This is a genomic window from Paraburkholderia sp. JHI2823, from assembly GCF_038900695.1.
Taxonomy (GTDB): domain Bacteria; phylum Pseudomonadota; class Gammaproteobacteria; order Burkholderiales; family Burkholderiaceae; genus Paraburkholderia; species Paraburkholderia mimosarum.
Genome location: NZ_JAYMRY010000006.1, coordinates 134,408 through 150,992 on the forward strand (window position 1 = coordinate 134,408; position 16,585 = coordinate 150,992).

A 16,585-nucleotide genomic window follows, 5' to 3' on the forward strand; every position below is an offset into this window, starting at 1 on the left:
TCGGGCGCTACATCCGGCCCCGTTACCCTGCTGAAGGATCGGGGCCCAGGGAGCGCGCGATGCCAGAAGGCTTACTTGGCGACCTTGACCGAAGCGACTTCCTTGTCGGCCTGGTCGCGCGTTGCCTTGATCGACTGCGGCATGTACTTCTGCATCAGGCTGTTCACGACGTCGCGGCCAACCTGGTCTTGAACCTGAATGAACTTGCGGCCGGTCGGGCTGCGGTAGAACGTGGTGAGGTCCTTGATTTCCTGCGTGCTGTAGTACTTCGCGTAAGCGTCGTACTGAGCTTCCATGGCGTCCTGCTTGAACGAGTCGGTCGCGAAGACCTGGCCTGCCGAGTCAACCAGCTTCGGCACGGCGTTCTTTTGCAGCGACGGGACGGCAGCCTGCTTTTGCTTGTCCGTCATCGTCTTGTTTTCCGAGAGCGCGTCCGACAGGATGGCCGGGACGAGCTGCTTGGCTTGCATCTGGGCGCTGTTGCCGATCGCGCCGACGAGCTTCTGTGCGTCGATCGCGTCGAGCAGGTCCTTGATCGCGGCTTGCTTCGCCGGATCGACGGGTGCTGCTGCCGCGGCCGGTGCCTGGGCGGGCGCCTGGTTCTGGAGCGCCTGAGCCATGGCAAACGTCGGCACGAGAGCGGCCAGCAACATCACCTGCTTGAATCGTTTTTGCATCATTACTCCCTTTGAGAAATTAATCGAGTTGCGCTGCCGCGCGGACCGCGGGGCGCTGCTCGCCCGCCGCCCGATCCGCCCGGCACACCATTCATTTAGCTGACAGTAACAAGATTCACTGAAACCCACCTTAAAGGCACGCGCATAAGGGGATCGCTTGAGCGCACGCTACACGCTCGCGGGCACCACCCGGCGCGTCACTCCTCGGCTTCGCCTTCGGCTGGCTCGCCCTCGCCTTCGGCGTCCGCCTCGGCGATCTGCTGCAGTCCTGAGAGCTTCGTACCTTCGTCAAGGCTGATGAGTGTAACACCTTGCGTTGCGCGTCCCATTTCGCGGATCTCCGACACGCGGGTGCGAATGAGCACGCCCGTGGTGGTGATCAGCATGATCTCCGCTTCGGGATCGACCAGTGTGGCCGCAACCACCTTGCCGTTGCGCTCCGAAGTCTGGATCGCGATCATGCCCTTCGTGCCGCGGCCATGGCGCGTGTACTCCGTGATCGGGGTGCGCTTGCCGTAACCGTTCTCGGTCGCGGTCAGCACCGATTGCTGCTCGTCACCCGCCACGAGGAGCGCGATGACCTGCTGGTTGTCTTCGAGCTGCATGCCGCGCACGCCGCGCGCTTCGCGGCCCATGGGTCGCACGTCGTTCTCGTCGAAGCGCACGGCCTTGCCGGCGTCGGAGAACAGCATCACATCGTGCTCGCCGTCGGTGATGGCAGCGCCGATCAGGTAATCGCCGTCGTCAAGACCGACCGCAATAATACCCTTGCGCAACGGACGGCTGAAGGCTTCGAGCGGGGTCTTCTTGACGGTACCCAGCGCCGTGGCCATGAAGACGAACTTGTCGGCCGAGAATTCCTTGACCGGCAGCACGACCGTGATCTTTTCGCCGTCCTGCAGCGGGAACATGTTGACGATCGGACGGCCACGCGAATTGCGCGAACCTTGCGGCACTTCGTACACCTTCACCCAGTAGACACGGCCGCGATTGGAGAAGCACAGGATGTGATCGTGCGTGTTGGCGATGAAGAGCGTGTCGATCCAGTCGTCTTCCTTCATCTGGGTCGCCTGCTTGCCGCGACCTCCGCGCTTCTGCGCGCGATATTCCGACAACGGCTGCGATTTCACGTAACCCGAGTGCGACATGGTCACGACCATATCCTGCGGCGTGATCAGGTCCTCGGTATTGAGCTCGGTGGCGTTCAGTTCGATCTTCGAGCGGCGGGCGTCGCCGAATTCACCCTTGATCGAGGTGAGTTCCTCGGAGATCATGACAGTTACGCGCTCGGGGCGCGCAAGAATGTCGAGCAGGTCGGCGATCTGCGCCATGACTTCGCGGTACTCGCCGATGATCTTGTCCTGCTCCAGCCCGGTCAGGCGCTGCAGACGCATTTGCAGGATTTCCTGCGCCTGCGTGTCGGACAGACGGTAGAGGCCGTCGGCCTGCATACCATATTGCGGGTTCAGCCCTTCCGGACGGTAGGCTTCGCGACCGCCCACCGCCGAATTCTCCTGCTCCGCGCGCGTGAGCATCTCGCGCACGAGCGACGAATCCCACGAGCGGTTCATCAACTCCTGTTTCGCGATCGGCGGCGTGGGCGCGGCCTTGATGAGCTCGATGAATTCGTCGATGTTCGCGAGCGCCACGGCAAGGCCTTCGAGCACGTGGCCGCGCTCGCGCGCCTTGCGCAGTTCGTAGACCGTGCGCCGCGTGAGCACTTCGCGACGGTGCGAGAGGAAATGCTCGAGCATTTCCTTCAGGTTCAGCAGCTTCGGCTGATTGTCCACCAGCGCGACCATGTTCATGCCGAACGTGTCCTGGAGCTGCGTCGCCTTGTAAAGATTGTTGAGGATGACCTCGGGCACTTCGCCGCGCTTGAGCTCGATCACGACACGCATGCCGCTTTTGTCCGACTCGTCGCGAATATCAGAAATACCTTCGAGCTTCTTCTCGTTGACGAGCTCGGCGATGCGCTCGAGCAGCGAGCGCTTGTTCACCTGGTACGGCAGCTCGTCGACGATGATCGCCATGCGCTGGCCGCGATCGATTTCCTCGAAGTGCGTGGCTGCGCGCATCACCACGCGGCCGCGGCCGGTGCGATAGCCGTCGCGCACACCGGCGACGCCGTAGATGATGCCGGCGGTCGGGAAATCGGGGGCGGGAATGATCTCGATCAGCTCGTCGATCGTTGCCTGGGGATTTTTCAGCAGATGCTGACAGGCGTCGACAACTTCGTTGAGATTGTGCGGCGGGATATTCGTGGCCATGCCGACCGCGATCCCCGACGAACCGTTGATGAGCAGGTTCGGGATGCGCGCGGGCAGGATCTGCGGTTCGTTTTCGCTGCCGTCGTAGTTCGGCCCGAAGTCGACGGTTTCCTTGTCGATGTCGGCCAGGAGCTCATGGCCGATCTTCGCCATGCGGATTTCGGTGTATCGCATCGCTGCGGCGTTGTCGCCGTCGATCGAGCCGAAATTGCCCTGGCCGTCGACCAGCATGTAGCGCAGGGAGAAGTCCTGCGCCATCCGCACGATCGTGTCGTAGACAGCCGTATCGCCATGGGGATGGTACTTACCGATGACGTCGCCGACGATACGCGCCGACTTCTTGTAAGCACGGTTCCAGTCGTTGTTGAGCTCGTGCATCGCGTAGAGCACGCGCCGGTGCACGGGCTTCAGGCCGTCGCGAACATCCGGAAGTGCTCGCCCGACGATCACGCTCATCGCGTAATCGAGATACGAGCGGCGCATTTCCTCCTCGAGGGAGATTGGCAGAGTCTCTTTCGCGAATTGATCCATTATCGATATCTTGTTTGGGCACGCGCAGGGCTAGCGCCCTGTCCCGGCAAGCGGGGCAGAGGTCACCAACGGCCACTGCCGAAAGCCCAGCTGTCGCATGGACGCCGCGGACGCAGCGCATCACGCGATTCTACCATGCGAGACACCCTCGCCCGCCGTCTACGTATACCTATTAGAGGGGCGCGCGCGAAGGGCTCAAAACCGCAAGGAGCGTGGCGCAAACGCCGCAGTGACGACGCGAATCAGATTCGCCGCGACTGATTTGGGTGACAATGTGGCACGCACACTCGACCCAGGCGCATTACCAGGTAAAATTGCGGGAACTTTTTGTTGCGGGCCCACCACATTCGGCGCGCCGCCGCCCAAAAGGGGCGGATTTTTTTATCGTCGGACGGGAACGATATGGCAAAATGCCAACGCACAAACTTAGACACTGCTCGAAGTCTACACAACGCAAACCGTGCCCCACAACCTGGCAATGTTATACTTCGAGCAATGTATGACTTGTCTTCGTCATATAGCTCGCAGTAAACCTGCGGTAATCTCAATTTCGAGAGGAGAAATATGAATAAACTTTCAAAGCTCGCGTTCATTGCAGCTACCGCAGTTGTGGCTGCATCCGCTCAGGCACAATCGGTGCCGGCGTCGCGACAAGCCGTCAATGACAACTGGGTGAATGGTACCGGCGAATACGTGTGGATGAACGGCACGAACGAGCTTTGCTGGCGCGATGCATTCTGGACGCCGGCCACCGCCAACGCCAAGTGCGATGGCGCCCTGGTCGCCCAGGCACCGCAACCGCCGGTCGCTCCGCCGCCGCCGGCCATCAGCAGCCAGAAGATCACGTACCAGGCTGATGCCCTGTTCGACTTCGACAAGGCTATCCTGAAGCCGGCTGGTAAGGAAAAGCTGGACGATCTGGCAAGCAAGATCCAGGCGCTGAACCTCGAAGTCGTCGTCGCAACGGGCCACACCGACCGTATCGGCTCGGCTGCCTACAACGACCGTCTGTCGCTGCGCCGCGCGCAAGCCGTCAAGTCGTACCTGGTCAGCAAGGGTGTTCCGGCCGACCGTATCTACACGGAAGGCAAGGGCAAGCGCAACCCGGTTACCACGGGCTGCAACCAGAAGAACCACAAGGCTCTCATCGCCTGCCTCGCACCGGACCGTCGCGTGGAAGTCGAAGTCGTCGGCACGCAAAAGCAGTAATCGCGAGCTTTCGACCGCAAGCCTCAAGAGCCCCGCTTCGGCGGGGCTTTTTTCATCCCGCCCCATCCCTTTATTCCCCTTTCATTTCGCCTGTTTCCGCCCGGCTTTATCGTTTTGGAAAGTTTTACGGCACGGCGTGGCATTTTGCCGCCCTGCTCACCCGCCTATATACTCGGGGTTTATTCTTTCCGACCCGCACCGCGCTTCAGGCTGCTACGACATGACGAATGCCGACCCCCACGAGTTGCAGAAATTCAGCGATCTTGCTCATCGCTGGTGGGATCCGAACGCCGAATTCAAGCCGCTGCACGACCTCAACCCCATTCGCCTAGGCTGGATCGACAGCCATGCGCATCTGCCGTCCAAACGCGTGCTCGACATCGGGTGCGGCGGGGGCATCCTGTCACAATCGATGGCGGGACTTGGCGCCAGCGTCAAGGGCATCGACCTGTCGAACGAGGCGCTCGGCGTGGCCGACCTGCATAGTCTGGAAAGCGGCGTGACGGTCGACTACGAGTTGATCGCGGCCGAGGCGATCGCTGCGCGCGAGCCGGCGTCGTACGACGTCGTGACCTGCATGGAAATGCTCGAGCACGTGCCGCAGCCCGCCGAGGTCGTCAAAGCCTGCGCGACACTCGTGAAGCCGGGCGGCTGGGTGTTCTTCTCGACGCTCAATCGCAACGTGAAGTCGTACCTTCTCGCTGTGATCGGCGCGGAATACATCGCCAAGATGCTGCCCAAGGGCACGCACGATTACGCGCGATTCATCCGCCCCTCGGAGCTTGCCGCCTTCGTGCGTGACGCCGGACTGCGCGTCGCCGACATCAAGGGCATCACCTACAACCCGCTCACGCGGCAATTCGCGCTTTCGAACGATTCGAGCGTCAATTACATGATTGCCTGCCGGCGCGACGCCTGACGGGACTTCTGCGATCGGCGCCGCCGGATCATCGGCTCCGGCGGCAGTCCCTCTACATCGGCGCGCCGCGCCACTCCCTCCGTGACATGAACCCATCCACCCACGCCCAATCCGCGACGGACAGCGCCGCGCTGGCCGCCTGCGACGCCGTGCTGTTCGACTTCGACGGCACGCTCGCCGATACGGCCCCCGACCTGGCGGCCGCCGTCAACCAGATGCGCCACGCACGCGGCCTCGCGCCCGCCCCGCTCGAAAAACTGCGCCCGCTCGCTTCGGCCGGCGCACGTGGCCTCATCGGCGGCGCGTTCGGGATCGGCCCCGACGATCGCGAGTTCGCTGCCATGCGCGAAGAATTTCTCGCGAATTACGAAGCGAATCTGCGTATTGAGACGGCACTCTTTGCCGGAATAGACGCCGTCCTCGACGACCTGGACGCCCGCCGCGTGCGCTGGGGCATCGTGACCAACAAAGTTGCGCGCCTCACCGAGCCGCTCGTGAAACTCATGCATCTCGACACGCGCGCGAGCTGCGTGGTGAGCGGCGACACGACGCCCTACTCGAAGCCGCATCCCGCCCCGTTGCTGCACGCGGCCGAGGCGCTCGGCATGGCGCCGCAGCGCGTCGTGTATGTCGGCGACGACCTGCGCGACGTGCAGGCGGGCGCCGCGGCCGGCATGGCCACGATCGCCGCCGCTTATGGCTACTGCGGCAACGACGTGCCACCTGCGCAATGGAATGCGCAATATCTGGCCGACACTACGGCAACGCTGTTCGCCCTGCTCCAGCACGTCGGCAAGCGGGACTGAGCGGTTTTTGCGCGGTGAAGGGCCCACGCGCCCTTGAACGGGTCGCGGTTCGCCTCATATGGCGAACTATGGGATAATTGTTCTTCCTCTGGGGCCGACCTGGTTTCGACAGGGGTTATGAAGTAATCAGGGCATGCCGAGGACCCGTCACCTCGTTAATCAATGGGAAAAACGTAACTGCAAACGACGATACGTTCGCACTGGCAGCCTAAGGGCCGCCGTCCTCTGCCTGGCTCACTGACGGGCTAGCGTCGCAAGACCGGTAGCAATACCGCCAGAGGTCATTTACGTCAGTTAAGCCTTGGTGGCGTCACGACGCCAAGGTCGAAAATCCAGTGAATCGCCGTAGCGCAGCGTGTTCGTCCGCGTCGCTGCGGTTAAATCAAATGACAGAACTACGCATGTAGAACTGGTTATGGACTGCTTCTGGACGCGGGTTCGATTCCCGCCGGCTCCACCAAGACATTTCCCTGAAACACCCCGCAATTCCCCAAAACCCGCGACAGCAAAGGCTTCGCGGGTTTTTTATTGCCTAATGTAGCACCGGATCACCCGTTGACACCCGGTGTTTTTGGGGGCATCTTCGGGGGCATCGCGAGCACCTTCGCAACCTGATGCCCCCAACGCCCCAAAATGTCCCTCACTGATCTGGCCGTCCGAAACGCCGCGCCCCGCGAAAAGTCCTACCGGCTCGCAGACGCGGCCGGAATGTATCTCGAAATCACGGCGGCTGGCGGGAAATACTGGCGGCTGAAATACCGCTACGGCGGCAAGGAGAAGCGCCTTGCACTGGGTGTCTATCCAGAGACGGCGCTGAAACAGGCGCGCGAACGCCGCGATGCGGCCCGCCAGTTACTTTCTCAAGGCGTCGATCCCGGCGTCGCCCGCAAGGCCGAGAAGCAGGCCAAACGCGTGAGCGGCGCCAACACGCTTGAAGCCGTCGCGCGCGAGTGGCATCTGAAATTCGCCCCTGCCCTGTCCGACTCGCACGCGACCCGCAATCTGCGCCGGCTCGAAAAGCACGTGTTCCCTTATATCGGCAGCCGGCCTATTGCCGACCTGATGCCCGCAGACGTGCTGCCCGTGCTCCAGCGGATTGAGAAAACGGGACATATCGAGACAGCGCACCGCGTGCGCGTGCTGATCGGGCAGGTCATGCGCTACGCCGTCTCGACCGGGCGCGCCGCGCGCGACATTGCCGCTGATCTTCGCGACGCATTGCCGCCCGCACCGGTGAAACACCACGCCGCCGTCACCGAACCTGTCGCCCTCGGCGCGCTGCTGCGCGCGATCGACGGCTACAACGGCACGGCCACCGTAACCGCCGCGCTGCGGCTCGCCCCGCTTGTATTCCAGCGACCGGGCGAACTGCGGCAGGCCGAGTGGACCGAATTCGATCTGGACGCCGCATTGTGGACCGTGCCCGCCGCGCGCATGAAACGCAGGAAGGACAAAAAGGAGAATGGCGAAACCCACCTCGTGCCGCTCAGCCGTCAGGCCGTCGCGATCCTGCGCGACCTGTATTTGCTGACCGGGCGCGGGCGCTTCGTTTTCCCGAGCCTGCGCGGCGCCGACCGGCCCATGAGCGATATGGCCATGAGCGCAGCGTTCAAGCGCATGGGCTTCGATTCAGACACGGCTTTACCTCACGGCTGGCGCGCAACGGCGCGCACGCTCGCCGTGGAGGCGCTGGGCGTGCCTGCCGAAGTGGTCGAGATGCAGCTTGCGCACGAAGTCCGCGACAGCCTCGGACGCGCCTACAACCGCACGCAATGGCTCGTCGCACGGCGCGACCTGATGCAGAAATGGGCCGACTATCTCGATGGCCTGAGGGCCGGCGCCAAGGTGGTTCCGATCAACGGCGGCGCTGCCACATGATCCGCCCGATGCAGCCGGCACGCCGCAAGCGCAGACGCGCACGTCTCGCGCTCGCGCAGGCACTTCGTGAACGCCGATTGCTCCGCGAAGCGCGCGTATTGGCCTACCTGAATGTGCGGGCCGAGCGACATACAGAGGAAAGGCTGGCCGAATATTGGTCGAGGTTTCCCTACTGGGCGCCCCGCCCGAATGCGCTTTTGCCAACGCCCCTCGAAAAACTCAAATCCGGCGAAGCCGATCCCCCGTTGGTTCGCGCCGCACTCGGCGAATGGGTTGACACAATCGACCAGCTACCGCCCCCACCGGGAGTGCCTGAATCCGAGCGAGATTATTGGATTGCCCAGCGCGACCATTGGGTCGCCGCCCTCCGCAAAATTGAAGAGGGTATCGACGCCAACAAGGCTTTAGGCTTGGAAGTCGGCCACCGCCGTCCAGGAAAGGAACGCGACCTGATCGCTGCGCGCGATGCGTGGTGGCTGATCCACCGCGAGAACGTATCCGCTAAGGAAGCATTCGCCATGGTAGCCAAGCCGCTGGCGATATCGCCGGTACGCGTACGAGACCTGTATTACGAACATCGTGACGCTCTGGAAGATCATTTCTCTCGGCCTTAATGCCGGATTCGCAAAAAGCCCCCCCACCTTTTCCGACATGACGTAACAGCCGCGCGTTTCTACTCTCAACTCACCGTAACGCCCAATAGGGCAAAACAGTGGGGATGATGATGGTGAAGCCAGCGAACGAAGTGGCAACGATCGACCCGGCAGCGACGCTGCCGGCTGAGGGATTCAGCCGTTGGCCGACAGTGCGACAGTTGGTTGGCATGGGCCGCGAGACCGTCCGCCAAAAGGAACAACGAGGCCTGTTTCCGAAGCACGTCTCGCTGGGTCCGCGCACGGCCGCATGGCGCAACGCTGATCTGCTAGTGTGGTTGCGCGACCCCGAAAACTACCGTGCGCCCGACACGGCAACGCAAACGGCCGCATAGCGTCATGAGCCTCGATCTGCTTCGCGCGGTCGCACTCATGCCGGAACTCGGCAGCGCATGGGCGCTCGCATTCGTACTGGGTGGAATGGCGAATCGCGACGGGCTGCTATGGCCGTCGATTCCGTATCTTTCGGTCCGCACGGGCCTAAGCAAAGGCCGCGTGAAATGCCACATGCGCAAACTGCGCGCTGCCGGCCTGCTGATCGACACGGGCGCTCGCAAGGGCAAGAGCGGGCGCATCGTTGTCTATCGCCTGCATCTCCCCCCGCTCGCTGCACTGCAAACAGAAATGGAGCGGCGCTTTGCCGAAGCGCGGACGTCCGACGATGCCGATTCGCCTTCCAATGGTATCGAAAACGCGCCCTTTGAATGCGATGGAATGGTATCGAAAACGGTCCCATTGCATGGGTCGAATGGGGTCGTTTGCGATTCCTCAATAGGTTCGTTTCCGGCACAACAATCGGATCGTTTACGACACCCAGAATCAGTAAAGGAATCAGTAAAGGAATCTGGCGGCATTGGCAGTACCAACACTGCAAACAGCGTGCCGCAGCTATCCCTTGCAAACGGCAGTCGGGGCACGGCCAAATCGCGTGAGGCAGTCAAGAAAATGCGGTTGCACTGCAAGGGGGTGAAATGATGATCACCGCCCCGTGTTGCATCGCCAACGGTTGCCCGGCGCCGGCTTCATATCACGGTGGTGGCGGCTGGGTCTGCGCCGCGCATCGCGACGCGCCCGCCGAAAAATGGGTTGCAGTGACGGCCTGGAATTGCGCTCATGAGTGGGCATACACTGCTGCCGCCTTCGCCGAATGGATTTCCAGTGTCGAATGGCGCGATCTGGCAGACCGGATCGGCGCGCGGGTCGTCCAGCGTGGTTATCCGACCTGGGCGCCGCGCGTGGTGCGGATCGAGCAGAGCGCGTTCGACCGTGTGACCGGCGCGGCGACAGTGACCGTGCGCGAGCGTGACGAGCGCGAGCATGGCCACTTCTGGGCTTACCGGCTGCGCCGTGAACTGCTCGCAGAGTGCCTGCGGCTGCCTGCCCGGCAAAGACGTTGTCGAGGCTGGCGGGCAGACGATCGAGCCAAGCACGCCGCAAACGGCCGCCTCGCTCGCGAAAATCGCCATTGCGGCCCTCGAACGATGCGACGAGCCCCAATGGCCAGGCAAAGCTGCCGAAGCCACTGGCGCGCCGATTTTGGCGTCGGACGATCCATCAGGACAACCAGGTGAGATGGAGTCGCAATCGTGAGGCGTTACCTGGCTCGCGTTGACGGGAATCAGTCCGCGATCGTGGCCGCCTATCGCGCGGCTGACGCAAGCGTACTGATCCTGTCGAATCAGGGGCACGGCGTGCCCGACCTTCTGGTTGCTCACGCGCACGTCTCGGGCCGCCGTAGTTTTCTGGTCGAAGTCAAAGACGGCAGCAAGCCGCCGAGCGCGCGCCGTTTGACGCCCGACGAGCGCCGCTGGGCAGATGCCTGGCACGGGGAGTATTGGGTTGTCGAGACGGTGGCCGACGCGCTGCGCAGCCTCGAAGGCCCGGCTCAGATGCGCGAGGAAATTAATGGAACCTTCGAGTTTTGAGAAATGTAGGACCGAAGAATGAGCGACTGCAAGCCGCTGGGTTCGAACGCGCGGCCCGTTCGCGCCAATTGCGCGCCCTGGTCGAGATCCACCGCCAGCCGGAGGAGACCCCCGGAGAGACTCTTAGGCGATTGCTCGGGATGACGATGCGGGAGTGTCGCGATGGCGCAGTTTGACGTAAAGCGGTTGCGCGCGCATGGCGAACGCCTGCACGAGGCAGGTTATCGCCGCCGTTCCATTTATTTGTCGCCTGCGCTCTCGCACTGGCTTGAAACGAACCGCCAGCAAAACGAAACCCTCGGGGCGACGATCGAACGGATGATGGGGCTGCAACGGGGTGCACACCCACCGTATGACGATACCGCCGAGGCGCGACGCGAGGAGCGCGCATTCCGCAAGCGGATTCGGCGCGCGGAAAACGAGCTTGCGCATTCGCGGCGAGCAGCGAACTGGGGCGGATCTGTCGTGCTGAGTATCACTTTGCACCGCAAAGACCGGAAAAGCGGCGTTGTGGTGACAAGCGCAGGCGTCTACGAATTTGAGGGCGAATCTCCGCCGTGACGCGCGGCCCGTGCCTTACGCGCGTGCGCGCGCGACGGCGCAGGGGTGGTCGCTTGCCTCCTGGCTCTGGACTATCGTTGCGGTGTGCCCGATTGTTCGACCGGATATGCCCCCATGCGCGATGACTTGACTGACTCTCAGATAGACGAACTGGCCCATCGTTGGGCCGCCTGGAGCCGCACGCGCCGCTTTTTCGCTCCTTCAATCCCGAAAAACGTTCTTGCCCAGATGCAGCCCGGCAGGGTGCGCCCGGTGCCCGACCCGGAATTATCCGCAGAACTCGCGCTCTTCAATACCGCGATCGCGGCGCAGGGCGATTCGCCGGCAAAAATCTCGTTCCTGATTCATTACCTGGCGCTGAGTCGCTGTACCAAAGAGGCTGCCGCTGCGCAGGGCATCACACGCGATGCGTTTTACCGGCGCGTGCGCCGATTTCGCCGCCGTGCATATCGCAGCATGCAGGCGCTCGAAGCGGCAAACGATGAGGGTGCCGGCTATGTGCGCGATGATGGGAAAGTGCGGCCATGACCTTACCCGGGGACCGTTCGAATCGACCTGTTGCCAAGCGTCAGAGCCGACAGCTTGCGCTGTCGAACTACGGGAGTTGCTGCACTCGGGCCAGCGCCGGGCGCACAGCATAGCGCATAGCCGCAGCGGGTAGAAAAAAAGCCCCCAGGTCGAAGCCCGTTGGCGCAAATGACGCGCTTGGCCGGATCGTCGACGCGAATTGGCTAGATTGGTGTATGTCCCCGATCGGCCACAAGCGGTCAATGGCCCCACCATTGCACGGACACTCGAGCGTCGGGTTGCCACCTCGCTACAGACCTTCGCGGGCCGACCGTGCGACAGTATCTACGAGACACCGCGGGGTCGAACGGGCAATTGACTTACTTCGATTGTGCGGCGCGGCCAGCAAAAATCGCACAAAGCTATGCCTCGCCGGTTTTAATGGCTCGTGCCGGCGCGCGGAGCGGCGTCCGCGCAGCACTTAGTCGAGCGCTGCCCGTGTCCTATTTCGGGGCTACCGCTACGCGCGGCAAAACGAACCCGGGCGGCGCGTTTGCCCACGGGTAGCCCTTCAATGCCATTTGATAGGCGGTGTCATAGAGTGAGCGCATGTATTCGGTATCGAACTCTTCCTTGTGGGGCGCATTAAAGCTTGCCGGAATGAAGGCGAGGTTAAACTCGACACCATCGCGCTTCGCTGTCGCGTAGATGCGGTAAAGATCACCGACGCCCTGGCTTTGGATCATCGACGCAACGGCGCGAGAGGCAATGCTCATCGTAGAGCGGTCCACCTGCTCCCAGTCCGCATCGAGTCGTGCGTTTCGTATGATGTAAAGCTTGCGCACACGGTTGACGCCGACCGCCGCTGCCTCCTCACCTATGCGGATCGTCGCTGGATAGGCAAACACCTGCGCCACGACACCGCCGTCAACATGCATTTCCTGGTAATGTTTGCCGTTGACTTCCACGTCAATCATCATTGGAGGAAACGCGCCGGGAATTGATGTGGAGGCGACGAGTATTTTCACGAAGAGGTCCAGTGCCTTGGGACCACCGTATGTCGCAATTTTCCCCATGTCCCAGATGATGCCTCGGCGAGCATCCAGGTCGGTCGTTGCAACCAGCAGCAAACGGCCTTTAGCGTACTCTGCTGCCACCTCCTTGAGCAGATCCGCGGTGACGAATTTCCGGGTCAACGCCAGCAACGGCCGGTTATCAGCCATCGCGTCGCTGAGCACGCCGCCGAGCAGGCTACGCTTCTCCAGGACGTCTTCTGGAGAAATAGTTGTGTAGACCTGTTTGAGCGTCGCATCATACTTCGGCCCGAGAAACGCAAAAGGCGCGATAAGCGCCCCGGTGCTAATGCCGGTTACGAGCTTAAACTCCGGCCGGGTTCCTGTTTCTGTCCATGCATTCAGTAAGCCCGCAGCGAATGCGCCGTTGTCGCCGCCACCGGATATCGCGAGAAATACCGCAGGCGGCATCGGGCCCACGTGTCCCTGCTGCGCGAGGTAGTCCCTTTCCCTCTTCAACGAGTCAAGGGCAACCTGGGTCAGATCCGGGGCGTCCACACCGGCAACATGGCGCACGCCGGGCATGCCCGGAATTTCAGCCTTGCTTGTCAGCTCATCTGGGACCGCTGGCAATCGGTCAGGCACGGTGGAACATCCTTGCAGCAAGGCAAATATGATCGCAGCGAAGACGCCGAAAAGTCTCTGGTCCATCTTCCACTTGCTGCCCCACAAATCCTTGACCGGTCCCGCGAAGAACGTGCTCATTATTGCGCCCCCTTGAGACGAGACGTGAGTGTGTCTACGCAGACCGCGCGTCGCGCTGCCTCTCACTCGAGTTCCGTAGTGGTCCAGGTATGCGTGGCGCTAACCAGCGAGGTGCATCGTGCTCAGCCTGCAACCCCCCGATGAGCCGCCTCGATCGCAGCGTCGCGCTTCTTTGCCGCCACGGCCTTCTTCTGGTCAAAGACCTTCTTTGCGGCCGCGACCTCGCGGTCGTATGCGCGATTGGCCGCGGCGATCTGCTGGCGCATTCTTACGATTTCATCAGGATGCTCCGAAGCCGGCGCTGTGGCCGCATCAGCCGTACCTTGAGTACCTTGCGCCCATACGCACGGAGCCGAAATCGACGTCAATGAGATAAAGGCAGTTAGCACGGCCGCAATTGGCATTTTCACGATAGACCTCCATGGGTATATGCATGCCCCTTTCCAGGCCGCAGCTCGTAGCCTATTCATGGATCGGGCCGTTGGGTATCGGACTTTAGTCCGATCGAGACGATTTTCGCTCGGCGCATACCCGCGAACGGCCGTTCCCCGTTGCAACCGGCCCTAGCCCTCGCGTTGCATCGAAAGGCAGTTGTGGGTCGTGCGCTGCCATTCGCGTAAAGCTTGCGCCGATCAAGCGACGATTGGCAAGATTCGGCCATCTTGAGACGTTCGATTGCTCCAGGCGAACGGCCGCTTTCAATTACAGCCGCCAACGAGTTTTGGGCATACTGCGACACCCAAGGGCGTCCTCTTGTCACCAACGAGCCGGGCATTCCTTCGATTGGAGCCCGTCACCAATATGCAGGTAAGATAGGTGCGCCCCCGGGACACCGGTAGCAGCCCATTTACCGACGGAGACACGGACATGCGGCTTGCAGACTTTATCTTGCGAGACATGGGGCCCATCCTGGCGCAATGGGAGGCGTTCGCAGCCACCCTGCTGCCGGCGTCGACAGATATGGGATCGGCGGAGTTACGCGAAGAGGCGGAGCAAATGCTGCGCGCCGTAACAGCAGACTTGCGAACCCCGCAAACACCGGAAGAGCAACACGAGAAATCGTTAGGGCAAGGCTCCGGTCTGGTCGGGGAGACTGAGTCGGCCGCGCGAACGCACGGCACTCTGAGGGCTCGTGCCGGCTTCACTGTCAACCAGGTTGCCGCCGAATATCGCGCGTTACGCGCAAGCGTGCTTCGCCTGTGGATGGACGACTGCGCGCCAGGAGCGCCTAACCTCGACGACATCGTTCGTTTTAATGAAGCGATCGATCAGGCGCTTGCCGAATCGGTCACCTCGTTCAATGCGCAGATTGAACAGAACCACAACCTCCTGCTTGGCATGCTGGGGCACGACATGCGCAGCCCTCTACAGGCGATTCAGGTCACCTCGACGTATCTTGCGGCACTCAACGCAGGGGAACAGGTATCCAAAGCTGCTGGCCGCCTGATGCGCAGCGGGGCCCGGATGCAGGCGTTACTCAATGACCTGACCGCATTCAACCGGACAAAACTGGGCCTGGGCATCAACGTTATGCCTACACATGTCAATCTGGCGGATGTGCTTGCTGAAGAGCTGGACGAATTGCGTGCTATTCATCCCGACAGAGAGATTGAGTTACACGTGACCGGTGATCTAGAGGGGGTCTGGGATAGCCAGCGCCTGCAGCAATTGTTGGGAAATCTTGTTCTCAATGCCATCAAGTACGGGGCACAGGACAGACCCGTGCGCGTGATGGTGACGGGCGATGTAACACATGTCCGTATCGACGTCAGCAACTGCGGCTCGGCGATCGAACCCGCTGCTCTCGCTCGCATCTTCGATCCCCTGGAGCGGGGACGAGACCGGCAGAATCAAGACGAGAGAGCGGGCAGCCTGGGACTGGGTTTGTATATCGCAAGTGAGATCGCCAAGGCCCACCACGGTGCCATCGAAACGCGGTCGGATGAGACGGAGACCACCTTTTCGGTGTCACTCCCACGTGCGGAACCCTAGCTCGGCACTGACAGTTCATCGGTGAGAGAAGATACGCTGCGCGGAAAGCCGCCATTCGTCTGCCGCATCTAAACGGCGCATCTGGGTCGTGACAAGCCGGTCGCATTCCCAGAGCACCCGCTTTCCGGCGAACGGCATGATAGCTACCGCCGATGACGATCGCCGAGAGTCCAGCTAATTCCGTTTCCCTGCACCTTCGGAATGACCGCGCTGGGCTCGCGCCCAACTACAACTGATCCGGGGGCATCTTTGGGGGCACATTTCCTTTGATAATCGACCAAAAACGTTGGCTGCAAGGGAATTTCGAGCGACTTTATGTTGACGCCGGCTCCACCAGATATTGCTGTTCGCCTCACGTACAAAGCCCCGGTGCCGCAAGGCCGCCGGGGCTTTTCGTATTCCGTCGATCAACTCGGTCGATCGACTCGACCAATAGACGCCAGCAAATCACTCGCGAAAGCCGCACAACTTTCGCGAGTGGTTCTTCCACGCGGCGAAACATCGCGCCGCGGCGCCGTTAATTCATCAATTGTCCTGCGGGCACTGCAGATTACAACCGTTCGGGTCGCCGAGGTCGCCGCGCTTGCGCGCCGCAGTCGGCTTTCCGTGCTGATACTTGCCCGACGGCGCCGAAGCGGCGAACTGCATTTGCGGATGCTCGTTGAACTTGAACTGATCGTCGAGGATGCCGCCGGGGACGCCCGGCGAGTTCTGCGCGAAAGCAAGGTTGAACGTGGCGAACAACGCCGCTGCCGTGACGGCTGCGGCACCAACTTTGAGAACAAATTTCATGGTCGATCGGCGCGGCGGGCGCGCATGGGGAGCCTGAGAACAAAAACGAACTGAAAGTATCACAAAAAGCACCAGAGTCTGCAGCCG

At 61.8% G+C, this 16,585-nt stretch carries 17 protein-coding genes and 1 other RNA gene; 13 read left to right on the forward strand and 5 right to left on the reverse strand.

The genetic code is table 11. The features are described 5' to 3' along the window. Positions 1 to 71: 71 nt before the first annotated feature. Positions 72 to 677: a DUF2059 domain-containing protein gene (locus VSR34_RS09615; protein WP_028211689.1), complete on the reverse strand. Its 606-nt coding sequence runs from the start codon at positions 675 to 677 to the stop codon at positions 72 to 74. A gap of 197 nt (positions 678 to 874) precedes the next feature. Continuing rightward, positions 875 to 3,478: a DNA gyrase subunit A gene (gene gyrA / locus VSR34_RS09620; protein WP_028230525.1), complete on the reverse strand. Its 2,604-nt coding sequence runs from the start codon at positions 3,476 to 3,478 to the stop codon at positions 875 to 877. Between the two features lie 564 nt (positions 3,479 to 4,042). Between gyrA and ompA the strand changes: the two genes are divergently transcribed. The 12 genes from ompA to VSR34_RS09680 all read left to right on the forward strand — a co-directional run bounded on the left by ompA (position 4,043) and on the right by VSR34_RS09680 (position 11,957). Further along, the gene (ompA, locus tag VSR34_RS09625; RefSeq protein ID WP_342962384.1) at positions 4,043 to 4,687 is read left to right on the forward strand and encodes an outer membrane protein OmpA; all 645 of its coding nucleotides are present in this window, start codon (positions 4,043 to 4,045) and stop codon (positions 4,685 to 4,687) included. A gap of 220 nt (positions 4,688 to 4,907) precedes the next feature. Further along, entirely contained in the window at positions 4,908 to 5,606 is a 699-nt protein-coding gene (gene ubiG, locus VSR34_RS09630; RefSeq protein ID WP_342962385.1) for a bifunctional 2-polyprenyl-6-hydroxyphenol methylase/3-demethylubiquinol 3-O-methyltransferase UbiG, read from the forward strand. 86 nt (positions 5,607 to 5,692) lie between these two features. After that, on the forward strand, positions 5,693 to 6,412 hold the full coding sequence (locus VSR34_RS09635; protein WP_028211685.1) for an HAD-IA family hydrolase: 720 nt from the start codon (positions 5,693 to 5,695) through the stop codon (positions 6,410 to 6,412). Positions 6,413 to 6,502: 90 nt separating this feature from the next. After that, positions 6,503 to 6,872: a transfer-messenger RNA gene (gene ssrA, locus VSR34_RS09640) on the forward strand. Between the two features lie 173 nt (positions 6,873 to 7,045). After that, the gene (locus tag VSR34_RS09645; protein ID WP_342962386.1) at positions 7,046 to 8,290 is read left to right on the forward strand and encodes an integrase arm-type DNA-binding domain-containing protein; all 1,245 of its coding nucleotides are present in this window, start codon (positions 7,046 to 7,048) and stop codon (positions 8,288 to 8,290) included. After that, positions 8,287 to 8,904: a hypothetical protein gene (locus tag VSR34_RS09650; RefSeq protein WP_342962387.1), complete on the forward strand. Its 618-nt coding sequence runs from the start codon at positions 8,287 to 8,289 to the stop codon at positions 8,902 to 8,904. Before VSR34_RS09645 ends, VSR34_RS09650 begins: the two co-directional genes overlap by 4 nt. Before the next feature lie 104 nt (positions 8,905 to 9,008). Beyond that, entirely contained in the window at positions 9,009 to 9,278 is a 270-nt protein-coding gene (locus VSR34_RS09655) for an AlpA family phage regulatory protein (RefSeq protein ID WP_342962388.1), read from the forward strand. A gap of 4 nt (positions 9,279 to 9,282) precedes the next feature. Further along, a complete protein-coding gene (locus tag VSR34_RS09660; protein ID WP_342962389.1) occupies positions 9,283 to 9,918 on the forward strand; it encodes a hypothetical protein in 636 nt (211 codons plus the stop codon). After that, entirely contained in the window at positions 9,915 to 10,514 is a 600-nt protein-coding gene (locus tag VSR34_RS09665) for a hypothetical protein (RefSeq protein ID WP_342962390.1), read from the forward strand. Before VSR34_RS09660 ends, VSR34_RS09665 begins: the two co-directional genes overlap by 4 nt. Before the next feature lie 60 nt (positions 10,515 to 10,574). Further along, positions 10,575 to 10,868 carry a hypothetical protein gene (locus VSR34_RS09670; protein ID WP_342962391.1) on the forward strand — a complete coding sequence of 98 codons (294 nt, stop codon included), beginning with the start codon at positions 10,575 to 10,577 and terminating at the stop codon, positions 10,866 to 10,868. 162 nt (positions 10,869 to 11,030) lie between these two features. Further along, entirely contained in the window at positions 11,031 to 11,429 is a 399-nt protein-coding gene (locus VSR34_RS09675; RefSeq protein ID WP_342962392.1) for a hypothetical protein, read from the forward strand. A gap of 114 nt (positions 11,430 to 11,543) precedes the next feature. Beyond that, positions 11,544 to 11,957 carry a hypothetical protein gene (locus tag VSR34_RS09680; protein WP_342962393.1) on the forward strand — a complete coding sequence of 138 codons (414 nt, stop codon included), beginning with the start codon at positions 11,544 to 11,546 and terminating at the stop codon, positions 11,955 to 11,957. Between the two features lie 482 nt (positions 11,958 to 12,439). On the opposite strand, the gene VSR34_RS09685 is transcribed toward VSR34_RS09680, so the two are convergent. Beyond that, positions 12,440 to 13,714, reverse strand: a complete 1,275-nt coding sequence (locus VSR34_RS09685; RefSeq protein ID WP_342962394.1) for a patatin-like phospholipase family protein — start codon at positions 13,712 to 13,714, stop codon at positions 12,440 to 12,442. Positions 13,715 to 13,836: 122 nt separating this feature from the next. Further along, entirely contained in the window at positions 13,837 to 13,980 is a 144-nt protein-coding gene (locus VSR34_RS09690; RefSeq protein WP_342962395.1) for a hypothetical protein, read from the reverse strand. A gap of 601 nt (positions 13,981 to 14,581) precedes the next feature. Between VSR34_RS09690 and VSR34_RS09695 the strand changes: the two genes are divergently transcribed. Next, complete coding sequence (locus tag VSR34_RS09695; protein WP_342962396.1) at positions 14,582 to 15,706, forward strand: sensor histidine kinase; 1,125 nt, start codon at positions 14,582 to 14,584, stop codon at positions 15,704 to 15,706. A 525-nt stretch (positions 15,707 to 16,231) separates the two neighbouring features. Here VSR34_RS09695 and VSR34_RS09700 read toward each other — a convergent pair. Continuing rightward, positions 16,232 to 16,498, reverse strand: coding sequence for a hypothetical protein (locus VSR34_RS09700; protein ID WP_028211684.1), 267 nt, complete (start codon positions 16,496 to 16,498; stop codon positions 16,232 to 16,234). Positions 16,499 to 16,585 lie beyond the last annotated feature (87 nt).

Bases quoted from the DNA above. Each gene is read 5' to 3' on its own strand.
- VSR34_RS09615 (WP_028211689.1), bottom strand. From the start codon at position 677: ATGCAAAAACGATTCAAGCAGGTGATGTTGCTGGCCGCTCTCGTGCCG.
- gyrA (WP_028230525.1), bottom strand. From the start codon at position 3,478: ATGGATCAATTCGCGAAAGAGACTCTGCCAATCTCCCTCGAGGAGGAA.
- ompA (WP_342962384.1), top strand. From the start codon at position 4,043: ATGAATAAACTTTCAAAGCTCGCGTTCATTGCAGCTACCGCAGTTGTG.
- ubiG (WP_342962385.1), top strand. From the start codon at position 4,908: ATGACGAATGCCGACCCCCACGAGTTGCAGAAATTCAGCGATCTTGCT.
- VSR34_RS09635 (WP_028211685.1), top strand. From the start codon at position 5,693: ATGAACCCATCCACCCACGCCCAATCCGCGACGGACAGCGCCGCGCTG.
- VSR34_RS09645 (WP_342962386.1), top strand. From the start codon at position 7,046: ATGTCCCTCACTGATCTGGCCGTCCGAAACGCCGCGCCCCGCGAAAAG.
- VSR34_RS09650 (WP_342962387.1), top strand. From the start codon at position 8,287: ATGATCCGCCCGATGCAGCCGGCACGCCGCAAGCGCAGACGCGCACGT.
- VSR34_RS09655 (WP_342962388.1), top strand. From the start codon at position 9,009: ATGATGATGGTGAAGCCAGCGAACGAAGTGGCAACGATCGACCCGGCA.
- VSR34_RS09660 (WP_342962389.1), top strand. From the start codon at position 9,283: ATGAGCCTCGATCTGCTTCGCGCGGTCGCACTCATGCCGGAACTCGGC.
- VSR34_RS09665 (WP_342962390.1), top strand. From the start codon at position 9,915: ATGATGATCACCGCCCCGTGTTGCATCGCCAACGGTTGCCCGGCGCCG.
- VSR34_RS09675 (WP_342962392.1), top strand. From the start codon at position 11,031: ATGGCGCAGTTTGACGTAAAGCGGTTGCGCGCGCATGGCGAACGCCTG.
- VSR34_RS09680 (WP_342962393.1), top strand. From the start codon at position 11,544: ATGCGCGATGACTTGACTGACTCTCAGATAGACGAACTGGCCCATCGT.
- VSR34_RS09685 (WP_342962394.1), bottom strand. From the start codon at position 13,714: ATGAGCACGTTCTTCGCGGGACCGGTCAAGGATTTGTGGGGCAGCAAG.
- VSR34_RS09690 (WP_342962395.1), bottom strand. From the start codon at position 13,980: ATGCGCCAGCAGATCGCCGCGGCCAATCGCGCATACGACCGCGAGGTC.
- VSR34_RS09695 (WP_342962396.1), top strand. From the start codon at position 14,582: ATGCGGCTTGCAGACTTTATCTTGCGAGACATGGGGCCCATCCTGGCG.
- VSR34_RS09700 (WP_028211684.1), bottom strand. From the start codon at position 16,498: ATGAAATTTGTTCTCAAAGTTGGTGCCGCAGCCGTCACGGCAGCGGCG.